Annotated in this window: 17 protein-coding genes; 10 read left to right on the forward strand and 7 right to left on the reverse strand. The window is 49.6% G+C overall.

Translation table 11 applies throughout. The features are described 5' to 3' along the window. Positions 1 to 83 precede the first annotated feature (83 nt). From HUK38_RS02515 to HUK38_RS02550, 8 genes are all read left to right on the forward strand, one after another. On the forward strand, positions 84 to 551 hold the full coding sequence (locus HUK38_RS02515) for a CYTH domain-containing protein (protein WP_182582215.1): 468 nt from the start codon (positions 84 to 86) through the stop codon (positions 549 to 551). Further along, positions 496 to 2,058, forward strand: coding sequence for an ABC transporter substrate-binding protein (locus tag HUK38_RS02520; protein WP_182582216.1), 1,563 nt, complete (start codon positions 496 to 498; stop codon positions 2,056 to 2,058). Before HUK38_RS02515 ends, HUK38_RS02520 begins: the two co-directional genes overlap by 56 nt. A gap of 201 nt (positions 2,059 to 2,259) precedes the next feature. Then, entirely contained in the window at positions 2,260 to 3,273 is a 1,014-nt protein-coding gene (locus tag HUK38_RS02525; protein WP_182582217.1) for an SLAC1 anion channel family protein, read from the forward strand. Between the two features lie 3 nt (positions 3,274 to 3,276). Beyond that, positions 3,277 to 3,780, forward strand: a complete 504-nt coding sequence (locus tag HUK38_RS02530; protein WP_182582218.1) for a DUF302 domain-containing protein — start codon at positions 3,277 to 3,279, stop codon at positions 3,778 to 3,780. Between the two features lie 150 nt (positions 3,781 to 3,930). Further along, positions 3,931 to 5,337 carry a M16 family metallopeptidase gene (locus HUK38_RS02535; RefSeq protein ID WP_182582345.1) on the forward strand — a complete coding sequence of 469 codons (1,407 nt, stop codon included), beginning with the start codon at positions 3,931 to 3,933 and terminating at the stop codon, positions 5,335 to 5,337. 70 nt (positions 5,338 to 5,407) lie between these two features. Continuing rightward, a complete protein-coding gene (locus HUK38_RS02540) occupies positions 5,408 to 6,721 on the forward strand; it encodes a M16 family metallopeptidase (protein WP_182582219.1) in 1,314 nt (437 codons plus the stop codon). A 281-nt stretch (positions 6,722 to 7,002) separates the two neighbouring features. Then, entirely contained in the window at positions 7,003 to 7,650 is a 648-nt protein-coding gene (locus HUK38_RS02545; RefSeq protein WP_182582221.1) for a guanyl-specific ribonuclease, read from the forward strand. Next, complete coding sequence (locus HUK38_RS02550; protein ID WP_182582223.1) at positions 7,647 to 8,006, forward strand: barstar family protein; 360 nt, start codon at positions 7,647 to 7,649, stop codon at positions 8,004 to 8,006. The genes HUK38_RS02545 and HUK38_RS02550 overlap by 4 nt, the downstream gene beginning before the upstream one ends. A gap of 204 nt (positions 8,007 to 8,210) precedes the next feature. Here HUK38_RS02550 and HUK38_RS02555 read toward each other — a convergent pair whose 3' ends face one another. The 3 genes from HUK38_RS02555 to HUK38_RS02565 form a co-directional block, all read right to left on the reverse strand. Further along, entirely contained in the window at positions 8,211 to 10,208 is a 1,998-nt protein-coding gene (locus HUK38_RS02555; protein WP_182582225.1) for a DUF262 domain-containing protein, read from the reverse strand. 335 nt (positions 10,209 to 10,543) lie between these two features. Next, complete coding sequence (locus tag HUK38_RS02560) at positions 10,544 to 12,289, reverse strand: methyl-accepting chemotaxis protein (protein WP_182582227.1); 1,746 nt, start codon at positions 12,287 to 12,289, stop codon at positions 10,544 to 10,546. Positions 12,290 to 12,429: 140 nt separating this feature from the next. Next, positions 12,430 to 12,588: a hypothetical protein gene (locus HUK38_RS02565; protein WP_238787390.1), complete on the reverse strand. Its 159-nt coding sequence runs from the start codon at positions 12,586 to 12,588 to the stop codon at positions 12,430 to 12,432. A 14-nt stretch (positions 12,589 to 12,602) separates the two neighbouring features. On the opposite strand from HUK38_RS02565, the gene HUK38_RS02570 reads away from it, so the two are divergent. Beyond that, a complete protein-coding gene (locus tag HUK38_RS02570) occupies positions 12,603 to 12,800 on the forward strand; it encodes a type II toxin-antitoxin system HicB family antitoxin (RefSeq protein WP_182582230.1) in 198 nt (65 codons plus the stop codon). Positions 12,801 to 12,843: 43 nt separating this feature from the next. Here the strand turns inward: HUK38_RS02570 and HUK38_RS02575 are convergent, their stop codons facing one another. After that, entirely contained in the window at positions 12,844 to 15,750 is a 2,907-nt protein-coding gene (locus HUK38_RS02575; RefSeq protein ID WP_182582232.1) for a DNA methyltransferase family protein, read from the reverse strand. Between the two features lie 257 nt (positions 15,751 to 16,007). On the opposite strand from HUK38_RS02575, the gene nadA reads away from it, so the two are divergent. Continuing rightward, a complete protein-coding gene (gene nadA / locus HUK38_RS02580; protein WP_182582234.1) occupies positions 16,008 to 17,066 on the forward strand; it encodes a quinolinate synthase NadA in 1,059 nt (352 codons plus the stop codon). 7 nt (positions 17,067 to 17,073) lie between these two features. Here nadA and HUK38_RS02585 read toward each other — a convergent pair whose 3' ends face one another. The 3 genes from HUK38_RS02585 to HUK38_RS02595 form a co-directional block, all read right to left on the reverse strand. After that, positions 17,074 to 18,612 (reverse strand): GTPase family protein, encoded by a 1,539-nt coding sequence (locus tag HUK38_RS02585; protein ID WP_182582236.1) that lies wholly within the window; start codon positions 18,610 to 18,612, stop codon positions 17,074 to 17,076. Continuing rightward, entirely contained in the window at positions 18,609 to 19,826 is a 1,218-nt protein-coding gene (locus HUK38_RS02590; RefSeq protein ID WP_182582238.1) for a YcjF family protein, read from the reverse strand. Before HUK38_RS02590 ends, HUK38_RS02585 begins: the two co-directional genes overlap by 4 nt. A gap of 113 nt (positions 19,827 to 19,939) precedes the next feature. Then, positions 19,940 to 20,854: a DUF6279 family lipoprotein gene (locus HUK38_RS02595; RefSeq protein ID WP_182582240.1), complete on the reverse strand. Its 915-nt coding sequence runs from the start codon at positions 20,852 to 20,854 to the stop codon at positions 19,940 to 19,942. Between the last annotated feature and the right edge of the window lie 78 nt (positions 20,855 to 20,932).

The raw sequence follows: 20,932 nt of genomic DNA on the forward strand, positions 1-20,932 counted from the left end.
TAAATCCTGCCGTCCCGCCGGGCGTGACTCAATTGGTTTAATCCACCATCCCACGCGGGATTTATCATAAAGATGTGACCACAATGGCAATTGAAATTGAGCGTAAATTCTTAGTTGAAACCGACGAGTGGCGCAGTGGGATTGAATCCCAAGTGCGCTTGGTGCAGGGTTATTTAGCCAATCATCAAAATGCAACGGTGCGAGTGCGTATTAAAGGACAACAGGCGTTTTTGACTATTAAAGGCGCTACGCACGGCATTAGCCGAGCCGAGTTTGAATACCCCATTCCAGTGGCCGACGCTGAGGTATTATTGCGTGATTTAACCGTGTCACCACCGATTGAAAAAACCCGTTATCAGGTGCGTTATCGCAGTGATTTATGGGACCTTGACGTATTCAGCGGTGCAAATGCGGGATTAATAATGGCGGAAATTGAATTAGAAACTGCCGATCAAGTGGTTGATTTACCGCCCTGGCTGGGCAACGAGGTCTCGCATGATTCGCGCTATTACAACGTTAATTTGGCGCGTCATCCGTATCACCACTGGTAAAGCACCCAGCAGGCGCCGTTTTATTCTGGTTTATTGGCTCGTTATTAGCGGATGTTTATTCGGTTGCAATAGCCAAGTCAATAACACCACTATTCGTTTTGGTATTGCCGACACACCGCGTCTGCTCGATCCGCGCTTCGCCACCGACGCCATCTCTGAACGCCTTAACCGCTTGATTTATCAACGATTAATTGAGTTCGATGCCGCCTCGCAACCCGTCCCGGGCATCGCCACTTGGGCGCAATTAACGCCGACGCAATACCGTTTTGACCTCGGGCAGCACGCGCATCAATTCAGCAACGGTGAGCGCCTGACCGCGCATGATGTCGCTGCAACTTATCGCTCGGTGCTTGATCCGGCGACCGTGTCACCGCAGCGGGCGGCGCTGGCGAACATTGCCGCCATTGCCGTTTTGAACGATAAGCAAATTATATTCCATTTGCACCGCCCCGACCGCCTATTCCCTGCGCTGCTTGGCATTGGGATTTTGCCGGCTGTGCAATTGGCGACAAATCACGATTTCGCGCACCAACCGATTGGCAGTGGTCCGCTCCAATTTGGTGCATGGCCGACGGCTGGGCGGTTAATATTGCAGCGGCGCAGCGATGGGCAAGTATTTGAATTTATTACAGTTAAAGACCCAAACGTGCGGGTGATGAAGCTACTGCGCGGTGAGGTTGATTTGCTACAAAACGACTTGCCGCCCGAATTGCTGGCATGGCTGAAGCGCCAGCCGGGTGTGACCGTCCACACCGAGCACGGCGCAAATTTTTCCTACCTGGGCATGAACTTAGCCGATCCGCACCTCAAATCACTTGAAGTACGCCAAGCACTCGCTTATGCCGTTGATCGCACTGCTTTGGTGCAATTTTTATTGCATGGTCACGCGCAATTAGCGCAGGCATTATTAACGCCGACTCATTGGGCGGGCGCGCCGGAGTTAATTGGTTATCAATACGATCCAGCGCGGGCGCGGGCATTATTAACAACCGCCGGGTATGATGCGACACATCCATTAAAATTGAGTTATAAAACGTCAAGTGATCCACAGCGATTGCGCATGGCGACAGTGATTCAAGCGCAATTAGCGGCAGTCAATGTTGAATTAACGATTCAAAGTTATGATTGGGGAACGTTCTTTGGGGATATTAAAGCGGGGCGGTTTCAATTATATGGATTAACGTGGGTGGGAGTCCGAACTCCAGACATTTTTCGGTATGCGTTTCACAGCGCCGCCGTGCCACCGGCGGGCGCTAATCGTGGTCATTACCATAATAACACCGCCGATGCTTTAATTGAAAAAGGGCAATTGGAATTGAATGAAACCGCGCAGGCAGCGCACTACCGTGCGTTGCAAAAACAATTATTAACTGACTTACCCGTGATTCCATTGTGGTATGAAGATCAGGTCGCGGTGATGCGTCACACGGTGCGCGGTTATCAAGTGGCGGTGAATGGTGATTATGATGGGTTATTAAAGGTGCAGCGTGTGGTTCAAATAAATTGAGCGCGTTTTTATTCTCGTATTCTCCTTGTAAGCGCTGTGAGAAATTATCATTAATAGCGCATTCACAGTGCGGCATTTTAATGACAAGTAACAACAATGGGTCAGCTTGCACCGCTGGCCAAATAGCGATTTATCAATGCGCGAATGATAAAAGCGCCCTATGCTATTGCAAAACATGTGTTAACTTTTAGGTATCCTGACATGTCCACGACTATAGAAACTCATGATCGGCAGCCAGCTCAAACAATGCTGACTGAAGATGTTGCATCAATGCGTCTGCCGCACTTTCCAATTACATTATTTGCAATGGTCATGGGTTTAACTGGTTTAGCAATTGCATTAGAAAAGGTTTACCATTTGTTTGGTGGATCACCGCTATTTTTTCAAAGCCTTTTAGTAGCAACCACACTGTTATTTATCACTTTAACGGTTTTATACGGGTTGAAATGGTGGCATCATCCTGATGTGGTCGTCTCTGACTTTTTTCATCCAATCCGAATGCACTTTTTTCCCACCGTATCAATTTCACTACTACTACTGAGCATTGGCTATTATAGTTATTTGCCGATGTTAGCCATCCCGTTGTGGTTTATTGGTGCAACGCTCCATGCTCTGTTCACCTTTTATATTTTCAGCTATTGGATTAAACGCAACTTTGAAATCCAACACGCCAATCCCGCCTGGTTTATTCCCATTGTTGGGAATGTGATTATTCCCATTGTGGGCGTTGATTTAGTTGGCAGCACCATTGCCACCTTTTTCTTTGTCGTTGGCATTTTCTTTTGGATCATTCTGCTGACTATCGTATTATATCGCATTGTTTTTCATCACCAACTGGCTGATAAGTTTATTCCAACGCTGTTTATTTTTATCGCACCGCCCGCCGTTGGGTTTATTTCTTACCTGCGCATTGCGCATAATTTTGATTTGATGGCGCACTTTTTATTATTCATTGGGTATTTTTTCACCATTCTATTGTTATTTATGGTCAACAGTTTTTGGCGGTTGAAATTTTTTGTGTCATGGTGGGCATTTACTTTTCCACTTGATGCCATCACCATTGCCTCTTTGGTCGCCTATCAAATCACCCGCGAGCCATTTTACGCGGTCGTTTCTATTGGATTATTGAGCATCACCATTACAGTTATTAGTCTAGTTTTTGTTGAAACACTCCAACAGGTGCGGCGGCGCACCATTTGCGTACAGGAAGGTTAGAAGATGAACGCACCCAAAAAAGCGTTATTGTTAGTCGGTGGTTTTTTGCTGGGTATTTTATTCACCGGTATTACAATTAATCTGGCAGTGCCACAATTGTTAATTAAAGAAGTACACAGCCCGTATGATTTTGATAAGACGGTACGAATAATTCAAGAACGCATTGCCGCCAGCCCACGTTGGCATGTGGTTGAAGTCTATGACCAGAATGCTGAAGCCATTGCACACGGTGGCCAACCAATTGGGCGGATGGCAATTATTAAGTATTGCAGCGGTCACTATGCGTCGGCGATGTTAAAAGATGACGCCCGCAAATCATTAGCGGCGATGATGCCCAAAGGCATTGCGGTGTATGAAAATAGTCGGGGTGAGGTATTGATTGCGATGAATAACGGCATGGTCATGGGCAAGTTATTTAGTGGTGAAACAGCGGCAATTATGGAAGACGTTTCCCGCGAAGTGGAGGAGATCATGAATTTTATGAACTTCAAATTTTTAACCTTTTAACGTCGTCTAGCTATTGAAAAATGCGCATTGCGCCATGACATTCTTTAGTACACTTTTAACCCGCTTTATTTATTCGCAGAGACTATTATGACCACCACATCGCATCCCAGCGCCGCCGCGCTGTTGCTATCATCCACCGTCGCGTTGGGTATGAATACCATCGCCGCAACCGCCCCGCCCGCGCCCGGTGTGCCACCGCCGCTGACCGCCACGCAACCGGCCGCCGTGTCGCAAGTGACTGAAAAGGTTTTGAAAAATGGCCTGCGCGTGCTGGTGAAACAAGATCACCGCGCTCCGATTGCCACCATGCAAGTGTGGTATCGCGTCGGGTCGAGTTATGAACATGATGGCGTGACCGGCATTTCTCATTTATTAGAACACATGATGTTTAAAGGAACAGAGAAGGTTGGTCCAGGTGAATTTTCACGCATTATTGCAGAGAATGGTGGCGATGAAAATGCGTTCACCTCCCGCGATTACACCGCTTATTTTCAAACCATTGCAACGGATCGTTTAGCAATTGCGTTTGAATTAGAAGCGGATCGAATGCGACAATTAGCATTACCCGAGGCCGAGTTTTTGAAAGAATTAGAGGTGGTAAAAGAAGAGCGCCGCCTGCGGACGGACGATGATCCCGAGTCATTAGCGTATGAACATTTTAATGCAACAGCTTTTGTCGCTGCGCCCTATCGTATTCCCATTATTGGCTGGGCAAGTGATTTAGACACCATTGCGGTTGATGATTTGCGCAATTGGTATCGGCGTTGGTATGCACCGAATAATGCGACATTAATTGTGGTGGGCGATGTTACGCCGCCGCAGGTTTTTTCATTAGCCGAGCAGTATTTTGGTGGATTGCAAGCAGAGCAAATCACGCCGCCGAAGTCGCGTACTGAACCGCCGCAATTCGGTGAAAAACGCATTGTGGTGAAGGCGCCGGCGAATGAACCGTATCTATTATTCGGTTATAAAACGCCGGTGTTATTAAATGCAAATCAGGACGCCGCGTGGGAACCTTACGCATTGGAAATGCTGGCGGCTATTCTTGATGGCGGTGAAAGTGCGCGCTTTAGTCGGGAATTGATTCGTGGTCAGCAATTAGCAGCGGCGGCATCCGCAAGTTATAGCGCCTTTTCCCGTCTGCCGGATTTATTTTTATTTGAAGGAATGCCGGCGCAGGGGCATGATTTAACGACGCTGGAAGCGGCCATGATTAAACAAATTGAACGGGTGCAGCGTCAAGCGGTTACGCCTGAAGAACTAACCCGAGCGCGGAATCAATTGATTGCGGCCAAAGTCTATGAACAAGACTCGGTGTTTTATCAAGCAATGCAATTGGGGCAATTAGAAACAGTTGGCTTGGGTTGGCAATTAGCTGACCAGTATTTAGCGCAATTAACCGCCATTACACCGGCGCAAATTCAAGCGGTTGCTAAAAAATATCTCATTCCCGACCAGCGCACCGTTGCTATTCTACATCCATTGCCATTAAATAATGATGATGATAGCGATCACGCCGCGCCGGCCGCTGCTAGAGGGCATGGTTATGTGCGTTAATCATTGGTCAATCTATTCAGTGATGATGGTTCACCGCCATCGGTTTTTTAATTCAATTCAGAGGATTTGCATGACGCTCGCTACCGCCGCTGCTTTAACCTTGACGCCCACTTTATCTGCTCATGCAACGCCATCTATTCAAACTTGGCAGACCGCTAATGGTGCCAAAGTTTTATTTGTTGCAGCGCCGAATTTGCCAATGGTGGATATTCGCGTTGTATTCGCCGCCGGCAGTGCGCGGGATGGTGCGCAATTCGGATTAGCGGCATTAACGTCAGGTTTATTAGCCGAAGGCGCGGGGCCGTGGAATGCCGATGTAATTGCCGAACGAATAGAAATGGTGGGCGGTGAATTGAATAGCGGGATTGATCGGGATATGGCGTGGGTGAATGTGCGCAGTTTAATTGAAACGGCGGCGCTGGCGACCGTGACTGATACAGTAGCACAGGTGTTGGGCGCGCCGCATTTTGCTGCCGCCGATTTGGAACGGGTGCGCCACAATCGGTTGGTGGCGTTGCGGCAAGCCGAGCAGGATCCCGCGACCGTTGGTAGCAAGTTGATTTTTAAGGCAATTTTTGGCGAGCATCCCTACGCGCACGATCCTGATGGCACGGCGGCGACCTTGACGGCGGTGCAGCAGGCGGATGTGCAGGCGTTTTATCGCCGTTATTATGTTGCAGAAAATGCAGTCGTGGCGATTGTCGGGGCGCTGGATCGGGCGCAAGCCGAGCAATTGGCGACGCAAATGACCGCGCATTTGCCGCGTGGCGAGGCGGCGGCGCCATTGCCAGCGGTGCCGCAGGCGACCGCCGGATCAATGAACCGAATAAACTTTCCATCCAGTCAAACGCATTTATTTGCGGGTCAAGTGGGAATGAAACGCGGTGATCCGGATTATTTCACGCTGTATGTTGGTAATCATATTTTGGGCGGCGGTGGATTGGTTTCTTTATTAACCGATGCGGTGCGGGAACAGCGCGGTTTGTCTTATAGTGTCTATAGTCATTTATTACCGCTGGCGCAGCCGGGGCCATTTTTATTAGGATTGCAGACCCAGAATGCACAAGCCGATGAAGCGCAGACGGTTTTATTAGACACGCTGCGCCGTTTTATTAATGATGGCCCGACGCCGGCCCAATTGGATGCGGCAATTAAAAACTTGACCGGCGGTTTTCCGTTGCGTATTGCAAGTAATAAACATATTGTGCAATATCTCGCCGTGATTGGGTTTTATGACTTGCCATTGGATTATCTGGATCGCTTCACAGATCGTATTCGGGCAGTGACGGCGCAGGATATTAAAACGGCATTTCAAAAACGCATTCATCCCGATCAATTGCAGATCGTATTGGTTGGTGCAGCAGCCAAGCCGATGGCTAAATGATGCGATGCAGTTGACTGGTTGAGTATTGAATGAAATTGAACCCGCGTTTGGGAATTACCTGGCGCGGGTTTTCACTATTTAGGCGTTGTTTAATTTGAATCGGGGCGGTGTGCAACTCATTATGCACTTGATTTAATGAGTTGGGCTTTTGTATTGCTTGCGAAATGGCGTCTAAACCCTGAATAACTTCTGATATGTGAGCGATCATCCGTACCTTGACATCAGTTTTACAGATCAACTAAATTTTCTACGATTTTTGTTAGACAATCAAAGATTAAAAAATGATAACAAACACTTTATTAAAACTGATTGCTGTAATTGTAATTTTTTTCGTTGTCAATTTTGCCTATGCGTTTACTTCTCTAGCGGATGACACAGTTAAAGCCGTTGCAGCATTATCTAAACAAATTAAGTACTCAAAGAATCTGGAACTGCTTGATAAATCTCAACAATTGTTGTTGCAACAAATTGGTAGACATGTTGATGATTATCTTTCTCTTCTTGGTCGGTATAACCAAGAAGATAGGCTTGCAATCCTGCTTGCAGTGGCGGAACAAAAAGGCATAGTTAAGAAAACTGAAAAACTGTATCTTTATCGCGCAGTGCTTAAGGGAAAAATTGAAGAATTGCATTTGATTAATCTTCTTAGAATTGAAAAAATAACGAAAAATAGTTTACCCGCTGAAGGAGTTAAAACACTCGATCTAATTAAAAAGAATGGTCCATTTCCCTATGGTAAAGATGGAACAGCTTTTAATAATCGAGAAAAGAAACTACCGATACGCGAAAATTCCATATATTATCAAGAATACACAGTAAAAACGCCTGGCAGGCTTGATCGGGGAGCGCGTAGAATTGTCATAGGTAAAAATGGCGAAATATACTACACGGAAGATCATTATCAAACATTTAAGGCAGTTACCGAATGAACTCTTTATCAATCAGCGAGCTTGGCACCCATTTACCAGAGATTTTTTCAACTCCACTGATTGATTTTGTGGAGATTGATGGTGGCAAAATTACCAATAAACACGCTTTGTTTGAAGAGTTCGCCGAAAAACTCAATTTTCCAGATTATTTCGGTTTCAATTGGGATGCGTTTTCTGATTGCATGACTGACTTGTCTTGGTTAGAAAATAAAAACAGCCTATTTATTGTGTTCAAAAACACACGACAGTTTAGATTAGCTAATCCCGAAGAATGGCGTATTATTCAGGATATTTTGTTAGAAACGATTGATTATTGGAGGGCGCAAGGAAGATCAGCAACAGTCATTTATTTGTAAATTTTTGATAATAAAAACTTTTAACAAAAAAGCGTGATTGTTGTAATACTTGTAGGAATTGCGCAGTTCAATGACTGCCTGACGGCATAAATAATGCGATGCACTTAACTGGTCGGTTATTTAATAAATAATAACCCGCGTTTGGGAATTACTCAGCGCGGGGTTTTAATTACTGATAATTGCAGTGCCGGACTGAAAATTGTATCAATCTTTGGTAATTACTACCCAAACTGTCGGCGGGTAACCCAAGTCATCTATCACTCGACGGCAAAAGTGGTCGATATTTTCTGCTTTGAAACCGGTTTCGATATAATAATTATCAATCAACTGCTTTGGTCTTTTAAGTCCATGTGGATTGTTGGCAATATAATGTGGGTAACGATCAGTGAGTTGCGCAAAACGATTGGGTGCTTGCTCGGCTAAAGTCTGTAATGTGCGTTGCAAAACTTCAATCCAACTTTTAACAGGAAATGTTTTATCTAATACTTTTAAAATGACTGGCTTGGTGCCGATAACACCATCGATTTTTTGAGAACCTTGATTCGCGTCTCCCAAATAAGGCCAACAGTTGAGCGCCTGCTCGGCAAGCTGCTCCGCACGATTTTGAATATCTTTTGCGCACCAACTATTCACTTTCTTGAAATAGCTATTCAGAACCAGATGGCTATTTGTAACAAATTCTTGACGCTTATCTGGAAATGGTGCATTGGAAAGTTCGCTATTGTAGCCTGTCAACGTGAGATTCCCGAGTGTGTGCAAATAAGTTTCATGAACTTCACTCCAAGCGTCTCCAAGATGTTCTTTCCACCAATCAGTCAAGGTTTGCGGCATGATATGTTCGATTGTTAGTGAAGCAAAACTGACTGGTTCTTTATGCTTATGATGACGTTCCAATGATTCTAAAATAAATCGTGTTTTTCTTTCACTGTTGCTGCCAGCGTAAAGTTTGCGGGTCATTAAATTCGATTTGAATTGTGCATCATTCGGATATTTTTTACTTTTTTGTAAAATATTTGTGCAAGCGGTGGCGAAATTATCAGAAACCTGTTTCGCGATCTGATTATACAATGGTGCAAAAAATTTATTAAGCTCATTGGAAGGTGAGCCGCAAACAAAGTGTCTTACAAGATAGTTTTCAATTTGTTTAACAACATCACAAAATTGTTCTGCCGTTAAATGTTTTTGGTCATAATCTTGATAGCAGTTCAATAAAAATGGGTAAATTGTGGTAGTATCTAACTGGTTTAACCTTTTTAAAGCATCACTGATTGATTTATTAGGTTCTTGGATAGGATCAAGCAACTTTTTGTAATAACTACCAAAAGTAGCTAGTTTCTTAATCGATGGCAGAACTTCAGTGGCACTCAAATCATTTTTGAGTTTGATATAAACCTCATTCTTTTTAACGAACGTGCCAGTGCGCATGATGAGATAGTGGCGAACAAATTCCGTTAAGTTATCGCCTAAAGAGATTTCCATAGGTTTCCAATATTCCTTATAAACAGATTTTTGCTGTTTCGATGGCACTCGCATAAATAGATAATTGCGAATTAAGTCTGCCTCGGTCAACTTATGGCCTTTGAAATTCAAACTTTCAAAAACGAGATAGGGATTTTCGTTAGTAGCTAACGTAATTGTAACTAAAGAGAAGCGATCCGCTATGATTTCAAACATGCTTCGGAGTTGTGAACTGCCGAATTCTTGAACATGTTTATTAATTTGTTCACGAAAATATCTATAGCAATCGCTCAAACGATGAACTTGATGTTGCTTTTCATCGAGAATATTTTGGAAGGCATCATGATCGTTATCCGAAAGTAAAAGTTTATAATAGTCATCTTCTTGCTTGTACTGATTTGACAACATCTTGTTATTGATTTCGTCAGCAAGATTAATTTGTTCTTCTGCCCGCGCCAAGTCTCGAATAGCTGCTAATATAACTAATAAAGTTGTAATGCGCTGTTGACCATCAATAACGACAAATCTTGATAAACTTGGTGAAGAGTTTTCATCAGGGATGAATACGAGAGAGCCGAGAAAATGAGTGCGTTGTTGATCTTCATCTGAGGCTAATTCGCCTAAATCATTCCACAAAATATCCCAGTATTTTTTATCCCAAATGTAGAATCTCTGGAATAATGGGATAATCAATTGCTTGGTGGGTTCAATCAGGGGGCGTAGCCGAGTTTCTTCTGCTTTCATCGTGAATAATCCTTGCGGTGGGCATGATAATGACATCATGCAAAAAAGTGATTAAGCCGCGCCGGTTGAATTGCCACCTTTTGGCAACCCAACACAACAAAGTTATATTAAGGTGAATAATCAATCATTGATGATTCCCACCCGCTCGCGTGGAAACGATCAAACAACTCATCGCCTAACTGCGTCACCCCCCGCATGTTTTATTCGAGGCGGCGCGACGGTGAGCAGTTAAACATTTGATTTGCGAAGGGTTTGTATCGCTTGCGAAATGCCAGTATGAAACTGGAAAAAAGCAGTTGATCAGACTTGGTTTGGACGCGCTGTCAAAGCCTAATCTACGCGGCGGGCAGCTCAAAATGCCGCATGTCCTCAAGCATTTTTCGGGCAGAATCTACTAAAGATTCGGCCGCATCGGTCAATTTGCGCGTATCAGCGGCCGAATGTTGGATCGAGCCATTGATATTTGTAATATTATCATTGATCCGTTCGGCGACACTCTCCTGTTCCACCGCAACACTAGACATCTGGCTGATCTGGCGGTTCAGTGTATCAATCGCCGCCGAAATGGCATTAAACGCCTGACGCGCATGATCGGCCTGCGCCGCCGAATCGCGCACTTGACGCAATCCATCATTCATCGCCTGACTGGCCTGCCGCGCACTGTTGCGTAACCTGTCGATCATGTTATGAATTTCGCTGATCGAACTCTGGGTGCGACTGGCGAGAGTGCGTACCTCATCGGCCACAACGGCAAACCCCCGTCCCTGTTCCCCCGCCCGCGCCGCTTCAATCGCCGCATTCAGCGCCAGCAGATTCGTCTGTTCGGCAATCGCATTAATCACATCAACAACCTGATAAATAGCCTGGCTATCGGTTTCAAGCGTTTTCATCATGTCGGTGATCTGGTCAATTTCATTAGACAGGCGTTCAATCGATTGCGTATTCATAACCATCGTTTCAGCGCCCGTTTGCGCTTGACGGTCGGTCTCTTTGGTCAACTCAGTGACCTCGTTGACGGTTTGTACAACATGACGCAAGGTGTTAATCATGCCAGACATTGCCTGAGCAATCAGCGACGAGTCGCGCTGTTGTTGAACAATGCGTTGCGTAGATTCATCACTATTGGCGTGTAGTTGGGTGACGGCGGCACTGATGATTTCCGCCGTAGCGCGGGCCGAGGCGATCGCTTTGACAAGACTTTGGCGCATCAACTCCGCGCAGGTCATCACGCTGCCGGGCGCTGCGCCAGTGAGCGGCTGGCTGATGTTGCCATCCGTGATGCACTGCAAACTGTGCGCGACCATGAGCGGTTCACCGCCGATGGTGTTTTTGAGTTGGCGGTAACTCAGCCACAACCCACTGAGCATGAGCGTGAGGATGACGCCAATTAAGGCGATCTGTACTTGCAGCCATTGCCGGGCCTCAAGTTCCGCATCCGCCATCGTTTGTCGGGTGCGTTCATCAATCAACACGAAAAATTCGTCAACCGGGGCCATGATGCGAGCTTTTTCGAGGTGGTAATCGAGGTTGTGCATCAGCGTTCGCGCTCGCACGGGATCGGGTTCCCCGCGAACAGTGAAGCGTCCCTGAGCATCTTCATACAGTCCCTTGATGGCATTCATTGCGACCGTTTCGGTGTACACCAAACCATTTGAGTTGTCCTCTGCTTCCTTGAGTTTGGCGAATTCGGCGCTGGTGAAGCCGGCACGTTTCATCAGATCGCGCAGTGCGATGCGCTCTTCATCAGGACGTGGGCTGGTCTGATCGGCGGCGAGAAAATCCCAGTAGATTCGGTGATAGTCCTGTGGATGTGCCGCCTCGCCATTGCGGATGGCCAGCACGTCAAAATACTGTTTTTCCCACTTTGCGTCGCCAGTGACCACATAAGTGCGTGCTAAACGGGTGAGATCGTCGGAGCTTTGACGCAGCTCATCAGCCAGCAGGTAGGAACGGTAGCGATTGTTGCTGGCTTCGGTCACGCGCTCATCTATTGTCAATTGCCTGACGGTGGACAGTGCAAGAAGCGACATCAGTACGGTAATCGTTAGCCCCAACAGCAAAAAAAGGCGTTTTAATGACATTAACAGACAACCTGGTTGTGAAACATCAAACTGTATTGAACATGATAGCGCAACGGCAGCATGGGTTGCGTTGCAGCTTTTTGGCTACGCAACTGCGATACTTTATTTCTTGAGCATGGCTGGGCAATGCGCATTCGTCATCAACAGCGCGTCAGCAGACTGGTGTTTTTACCAAAGCGCACAATTAAATTACGCGCAGCGACTAGCAATTCGGCGGTGTTCCATTGCCGCCGTTGCGCGTGGTTATTAGCCGCGTAAATTGGATTGATGCTTTTTAGCAATTCAATCGTGTCTGACAATTGGAGAAGCAATTATGAAACTCAAAGTAATTATTCATGAGGCCGAAGAAGGTGGCTATTGGGCTGAAGTTCCAGCAATTCTAGGCTGCGCCACTCAGGGCGACACCTTTGAAGAATTGCTATCTAATTTAAATGAAGCGGTTGCGGCCTGTTTATCAATTGATTTAGCAAAAATCGAAATCTCCGAAAGAGACACGGTGTTGGTAGTTTAATTGTGCAGTGTTAATAATTATGTTGTGCAGCGGGCATCAAGATTTATTTCGCCGGCTTCGGCGACAATCCCACCCCCGTCAAGCCCGGCTCCCGCGCTAATAATTGCCGCAGCGGCCGCAAATCGGGCAAGTTTAATGCGCTGGTTAATGCCGCATCAATTGCCGCTCGCGTCGGGTCTTCATTCAATTTTGCCAATGCTAATAATGGTTGTTGGCACAGCACAGTATAGGCATCGGCTAATGCGTCAATTGTCGTGTCGGGTAAATTGCGCACATCGAGAACTGGCATAGCCGCCCATGCGGGTTGTTTGAATTTCATCCAAGCGGTTTGCGTTGTGACACGCCTTGATAATAATAACAATAGTGCTGGTGTACTATTCAACCATATTAACAGCGCCCGCTCTTGTTTATTGGTTAAATTTGTTTGTAATGCCCACCAAGTGTTGCCCAGCATTGGCTCATCAAAACCAATTGCTATTACACGCTGAGTATTAGCACGAATACGCTCAACTAATAAAATGCGCCCTGCTCGCGGCCATAATAAACGCGGGCCATAATCCGCGCCGCGTGGTGATTGTTCCCAAACCAATAAATGACTATTCGGCTGTTGCGCAATGGTCACAACCTGTTTGGCATTATGATTCCAAAATGCTGAATACGGCGACCAATCTGTTTCAGACATTTTAAATCCATCGTGAATACGTCGCTGATCCGGTCCCAATTCCCCCAACGTCTTTAATGCACACAACGGCAGTTTCATTGGCTGTTGACCCGGCACCACCAATTGCCCTAATTGCAATTGCGCCGCCGTGCGCAACGTCCACACCTGCGCGAATTGTACGCCTAACCATTGATCATCATTTTCACTCGCCGGCAATTGCATCACCTCCGCTAATGGCCGCCCCATTAACGTATGCAAACTGGTCACTGATTGCCCGTCTAATACCGCCGGTTGACAGCGTTCAATTCGCCCGAACAAATCCAACGCATCATACACCGTGCGCGGGTTATGCCATAAATTGACATAACACGTCATTCCCGCCGGCTCATGCGGCGCCCGCTTCCGCGCAATAAATAATAATTCCGATAAATCGGTATTTTCAGAGAAATTGGCATGATCGGGATCATGGCTCACCACCACTATTTCAACCGTGTATTCCCGCGCTAATAATGCGCGACTCGCGCCCCACGCTTCACCGGTCGCTAATGCAACGGGCAGAATTAACGCCATGCGTCCACCAATACGAATGCGCGGCGACACCATTGCTAAAAACACGCTGCCTAGTCCCGCCGTAATGGACGCCGGCAAGTTTTTAACCTGCCGTTTTAATTCCTTTTGTAATAACTCGCGCTCCTTATCGGGCAAACTCCCGAATAATAAATTGCCACCGACTGAGCGCACAAACGGCGGGTTCATCACGCACAAATCTAATGGCGGCAATACCGCCTCCATAATACGCTCGGCCCGCACGTCCGTTTGTTTCGTATCTAATTGTTCAAACTGCGTAGTATCTAAAGTTAATTGTGTTGGTATTCGATCAGCACCAATAAAATCCAAACTGCCCAACCGACATAAATCATCACCCTGTACCCCCATCGGCAGAATAAACAAATTCATTCGCCGATAACTGACATGCAATGACAACATGCCCAACGTGGTCGCAGTTAAATGCACTGCTGACGGCAGCACATCATAGCCATACAATACGTTTTCCATTACACTTTCGTATAGAAAATCCAAATCACGTTCATTCAAACCCCGCCCCGTCGTGACGCGCTCTAATACAAAACGGTCGGCAATGGCCTGCCCCGCTGCCATTAACAACGTGCCAGTCCCGCACGATAAATCCGCCACTTTGAATTCGGTTAAACGGCGCAAATTCGTAAAGTCAATCAGCGGCCAGTCATTCGGATCGGCAATGGATTTATCATACTCACGCCACGTCTGCATAAACGTCAGTTTTAATAATAAGGTCGCGGCGGCCGTTGACGTGTAATACGTCCCCAAATACTTGGCATGATGTAATAACCAATGATAAATGCGCCCCATTAAATCATGCCGCAACGCCGCTTGATTCGCGCACAGTTGCTTGGCTTCATTAATCAACCAGCGCACCGCACTAATCGCGGGTAAATTGATTGGCAATTCCGCTAAAATGGTCTCGCCCAATTGAAAAATCGGCACATAATTGACGTTATTCCAAATCCAATGCCAATTCGTTTTAATCGCGTCAATTGGATCCGTCGCCTGATCGTAAGCGCGCAAACTATCAAACCGCCCGTCACCGCGTGAACTCGCCAATTGTTCCTGAAAAATCAACGCATTAGCCAACACCAGCGCCGCCACTTTGGTCGCCGTCGCCCGCCGCGCCGCGCATTCCTCCGCCGGCTCGTGCGGATTGATCGGAATTCCTAGCAAATTCGAGAGCTTATCGCACGTCGCCGCCTGCCCCGCCCACAGCGCCGCAATCGTTTCAATCCGCTCCGACAACCGCTGTGCCGCCTGCGCGACAATGTCGTCTTGCAGCAACGTTTCGCGCACTCGCCGCAGCGCAGTCAGCAACTCAGTCACCGTCACGCTTGCCCAGTCAGTCGCGCCCGCTTCTGACAAAATCCGCGCAGATAGCGGCGTAATCGCCAATTTTGTCGCCATTTTCGCGGTCGCCGTCGTGCGCAGCGCGTGCGGATACACCAGCGCAATGGCGATGTGACACATGCCGCTGTCCATCCGCCGCTGCGCATCCCGCAACACGATTGTGGCAGCATCGGTCACATCGTCGAATTTTCCCTCCAACATGACGCGCAAACCGTCGAATAAAAACAACACATCGGGGCGGTGTTGCCCGCTGGCCAAAATCACTTCTGACTCGGCATCAATCCCGTGTTCAGTTAATAACAACGCCAATTGCGTATTTAAGGTTTCTTCACGATGGCGGTGCGGGGTGGTCATAAAATGTTTAATCCTAATTGGCAATCAGTTGTTTAAAAAGTGATTTCATGTGTGATTCACGCCGCGCCAAAAATTGAATTGATAAGACAACGACAATCTGCTTTAATGATAATGAACATTGGTGAAAATCCGAATAACACCGGCGCGCTGCTTAAATAACAACTCGGCATGAAATCATAGCCAACTACGCAGCGCGTGATTCTTCGGGTAATATCACACTTTTATCAACATCGCCAATAAACCAGTGAGACTGTGCCATGACCACCACGCCAATTACTCCGATTTTGCCCGCCCCGCGCCTCGTGACCGTGCCGCCGCATCCGCAGTGGCCGGCGCTGTCAACTGATGAAAAAACCGCGTTAAAACAACGCATTACTGCACTGTTGACCGAACAGCGCGCCGTGTTGGTTGCGCATTATTACACCGACGACGATTTGCAGGAGTTAGCCGAAAATACCGGCGGGATCGTGGCCGATTCGCTGGAGATGGCGCGTTTTGGCACTCAAACTGACGCGGCGACGCTGGTGGTGTGCGGGGTGCGATTTATGGGCGAAACGGCCAAGATTTTGAACCCCGAAAAGCGCGTGTTGATGCCCGATTTGGCGGCGACCTGCTCGCTGGACGAGGGCTGTCCGGCGGCGGAGTTCAGCGCGTTTTGTGACCAGCATCCCGAGCGGCAGGTGGTGGTATATGCTAACACGAGCGCGGCGGTCAAAGCGCGGGCGGATTGGGTGGTGACGTCCAGCATTGCCCTGCCGATAATCAAGCACTTAGCGGCAAAAGGTGACAAGGTACTGTGGGCGCCGGATCGCCACCTCGGGCGCTACATTCAGCAGGTGACGGGCGCTGATATGTTACTGTGGAACGGTGCCTGCGTGGTGCATGAGGAGTTCAAAAGTGTGGCGCTGGAGCGGTTGCGGCGGCTGCATCCCGACGCGGCGGTGTTGGTGCATCCCGAATCGCCGGCGGAGATTGTGGCGCAGGCGACGGTGGTGGGGTCAACGACGCAATTGATTAAAGCGGTGGTTGAATTGCCGCAGCGCGAGTTTATTGTTGCCACTGATGCGGGGATTTTTTGGAAAATGCGGCAATTAGCGCCGAATAAAACGCTATTGCCAGCACCAACGGCGGGTGAAGGTGCGACCTGTGAAAGTTGTGCGCATTGTCCCTGGATGGCAATGAATGCACTACAGAATTTGGAGCGGGTTTTATTAAATGGTAATCAAGAAATTCTGATTGATGAAACCATTCGCCGCCGTGCCGTTGTGCCAATTCAACGGATGTTAGAATTTGCACGGGCGCAGAGTGGGGCGTGATGGAGAGTTATTTAGGTATTTTTAATAAAAACCGCCCGGCATTCATCAATTGCCGCCGTAATAACGCCCACTGTTCACTGGAATGCCGGGCGGCGTGACAGCGTAATAATCGCAAGCGCTGCGCCTGTTCTAAATGATTTAATAGCGCCGCCCACAGCGTGTCGTCCACATTATAAATGCGCCCCTCCGCCAAACAAACTGGAATGACATCCGCAATTGGCACGTCTAAATCAATTGCCGCGACGCTAATTGCCGCTTGAATGTTCATCGCCTTGACGTTATCCGCCCCCGCCGTCAAATCATACGGCGGTTGCCACTCGCGGGGCGGGCGCAGGCGGTCAATGTGACTGACCACCACCACGAGCGGCGGGGCGCGGCGGTGCAACTGCTGAGTTTGCGCGTGACGCAGCGCATCCAACCGCTGCCGCTCGGTGTGACGATCTGGGCAATGCGCGGCCGTCACCCACAAAATCATGTCCGCCAGCGCCGCCGCCTCGCCCACACCGTCGGGCGGCAATTGCTCCACATCGGGGCTGTCAAAAATCAACGCCTCATCCAACCCGTCGCGTTGCAACCGATACGGCGTCAACGCCCGCGTCGTGTTGGGCAGCAAATCGGTTGCCGCCTGCAATTGCCCAAATAACGCATTGATTAAACTGGATTTACCGGCATTGGCGCGACCGAGTACCAGAATGCGCAGCGGCTCCTCGCGCACTGCCAACTGCGCCGTCTCCACCTGTTGCAACGCGGCAGCCGAGGGCGCAGTTAATGACGTGACGGGCGCGGCGGCGGGGCTGACATCCAGCGCCAGCGGCCGCCCGCCGTATAACGCAATCGCATGTTTACCCACCAACCGCACCAGTTCGCGCAGCAGCCAGCCGGTGAATTCCTGTTGCACCTGCTTGACGCCGTGCGCTTGCAACTCGCTGCGCAACAGCATCATCACCCCCTGCAAGGGGTTAATCACCAACTGCCCAGCCTGATACAGCCCCGACAATTTTTCCGCAAAGGCTTTCCAGCGATAGGCGCGCACCAATGTGCCGAGTTTGAGTTGATGACTGAACGGAATATTGTTGACCAGCGACAGACGCAATTCCTGCGCCGCCTGTTCGATAATCAACAGCGTATGCGGCAGGGTCAGTTCCAACAGCGGCTCGGTCACGTCGGGATGAAAGTGCCGCGCCACTCGCGTCAAGGTTTCACGCGCCAGCGCCGGCACCGTGTCCTGCGCTTCCAACGGGTACTTGGTCAGGTCAAGTTGCGCGGCAAATGCCTCAACTTCCGCCCAAGCCGCCGCCTCGTGACTAGTCCAGGCGGGATCGGGTTGGGTGTGCGTCTGCTGCAACAACCGCTGATCGCGGCGCTGTAACCAATATCCCACGCCATACGCGCCGCCCGTACTCACGACAAACAGCGCACTCCACCACAGCAACCACTGCTGCTGAAACAGCCACAGCCCGCCTGCGCCCATCAACACGCCAAATGGCAGCGCGTATAACGCCGCGATCAACCACCAACCGTTTGCGTGTAACTGTTTGATATTCATGTTGATTTTCTCGATGTCACCTGATTGACCAGCAGAGCGCCGCCCTGAACCAATTGCGTATTAAACACATTGCGCAAGGTCGCCGCGTCACACACCTGTCCCGCCAGGCGCTGTTGAAAATACACCGCCGCCGTTTTGCCCAGCGCGTAGGTCACGGCCGCGCTGCTGCTGGCGCTCCACACCGCCCCGACCGTCTGCCCCACGCCCGGCACCAACTTGACCAATTGGCGACCGGCCAGTCGTGCGACGTAACCCAACCCAATGCCGACGCCCAGTAATCCTAAAAACTCGCTCGTGGTGCGCGCATCCCACGTTTGACGATAAATCGCCGCCACGCTGTGCAATAACTTGGCTTGCAGCGTCGGCACTGCTACCAAATCAACCATCGGCAGCGCGCCCAACGCCCCCGCCGCCAGTGCGTAACCGACGATGTGCGGGTGACTGGTGCGGGCGTAGAGATCGCGCACCTCGTCGCCGCCGTGCAATTGCGCCCACAGATGTTGTTGATAAACCGTTTCAATCACTTGCCACAGTGCGGTTAAACCGTAATCGGCCGGCGGATAACCATCCTCCGGCATCGTGAAATCTACTGCCACCCAGTGCGGCGCGGCACCGGCAAATTTGCCAGCGCTGGCGCGTTGTTGCCGCAGTGCGCGTACCAAATCCGGCGGGACGGCAGTTGGCCAAGACTCTGACTCTTGTGCAAACGGATAGGGTTGCGGATGGTCAAGATCGGCGGGGTAGAGCGTGTGCAGACTGGTTTGCGCGATCACCAGCGGCCACTCAGGATGACGCTGGCGCAGCTCGCGCAATGCGGTAAAGATCGGTTGCGGATTGGGATCATCCGCCCGCATCACGCCGAGTAGCAGGTGCGCCTGTGATTCGCACCAGCGCAGGTCTTCACTCGGATCGTAAGCCACCTCGCCCAACCCGCGTGTGTCGAGAAACCGCACCACCGGCGCGGCGGCTGGATAATCAAAATAGGCGAGGGTGCGGGTGCAGGGCTGAAAACCGTTGCCAATCAACACGTCGGGATTGGCGGTCAGCGCCCGCACGATGGAACTTTTGCCGGCTTGCGTTTTGCCCAGCAGCCAGATCACCGGCAGCGTTTCGGCGGGGCGGGCGCTGGTCAGCAGGTGTTGCAGTTGTTCAGTGTCAAGTTGCGGTTGCAGCAAAATGCGCCGCAACGTGTCGAAATGGTCAGACCAGTGCATTGGCGTTGTCTCAACGGTGATTAGATGAGCGTTGTTTTAACCAATAAAATCAACAGGTTGGGCGTCCCCACGCTGGCGCATAGGAACGATCAAAAACTTATAATCCAACCGCGTCACATCCCCACCATCGCCGTCGCCGGCCGTTCCTGTAACGCCGTAAAATCATCCCGCAGCAACGTCAACCGTGCCACCAAATGCCCGCGCTGCGTTGGCGTAAACGTTTGATCTAACGCCAATAACAGATCAATCACCCCCTGCCGCAACAGCGGACGCGCTTGCACCAACGGCGGCGGCAACTGGCGAAATTCCACCAACCACTCGGTCAAAAACGTGCGCAACTGTGCCTCGTTCGCCGCCAATCGCAACAACGCCACCAACTCCCGCCGTTTCGCATCGCGGAAGGCGTACCACTCAGTCGCGGTATCCGGCAGCGACGCGGTCAACCGGCGGATCAAATCACGCTGCGTCGCATCCAACTCCCCGACAAACCAGCGAATTTGCGTTTCATACCGCTCCGCCCGCTTGCGCTGACGCTTGGCAACACTCTGCGCCGCATTATCTGTGGCATCAGCGCGGCTTTGCAGCACAAACTGCCCCTCCAACTCACTGATTTGAGTAGGGTTTAACCGACTCAACAGCGGCGCCATGATGTCCACCGCCAGCAGCGCGTGTTGGCGATAGCGCGTTTCAATCGCATCGAGCGCCGCGGCCAGATTGGCGGACGTGAACCCACTGCGCGCATCATCCGCCAGCCGAGTGAACAACGCCGCCAATTGCGGCAACTCCTCGCGGCGATGGCGCGCCACCGTCGCCGTCACGGTCGGACGCCACGCCGCCAGTTGCGTTGTATCCAGAGTCAAAAATCGGCTGGCATACAACTCGATGGTGAAATCGGCCGTGTTGTAAAAAAATTGCACCTGTGAACATCCCGCCACAAGCGGTAAAATGATCGCCGCCATTAAGCGGATCAACGGGCGACTACCCCGCTGGCGGTCAAATAACGTCGCAGATTGGATACAGTCGCGCATTAGCATCACCCCGGTTATGACAAAAGCAGCATCACATGCCCAGCCTAAGTCTTGTAATATAGCGGCACATCGTCAACT

This window comes from Thiospirillum jenense (assembly GCF_014145225.1).
GTDB lineage: Bacteria > Pseudomonadota > Gammaproteobacteria > Chromatiales > Chromatiaceae > Thiospirillum > Thiospirillum jenense.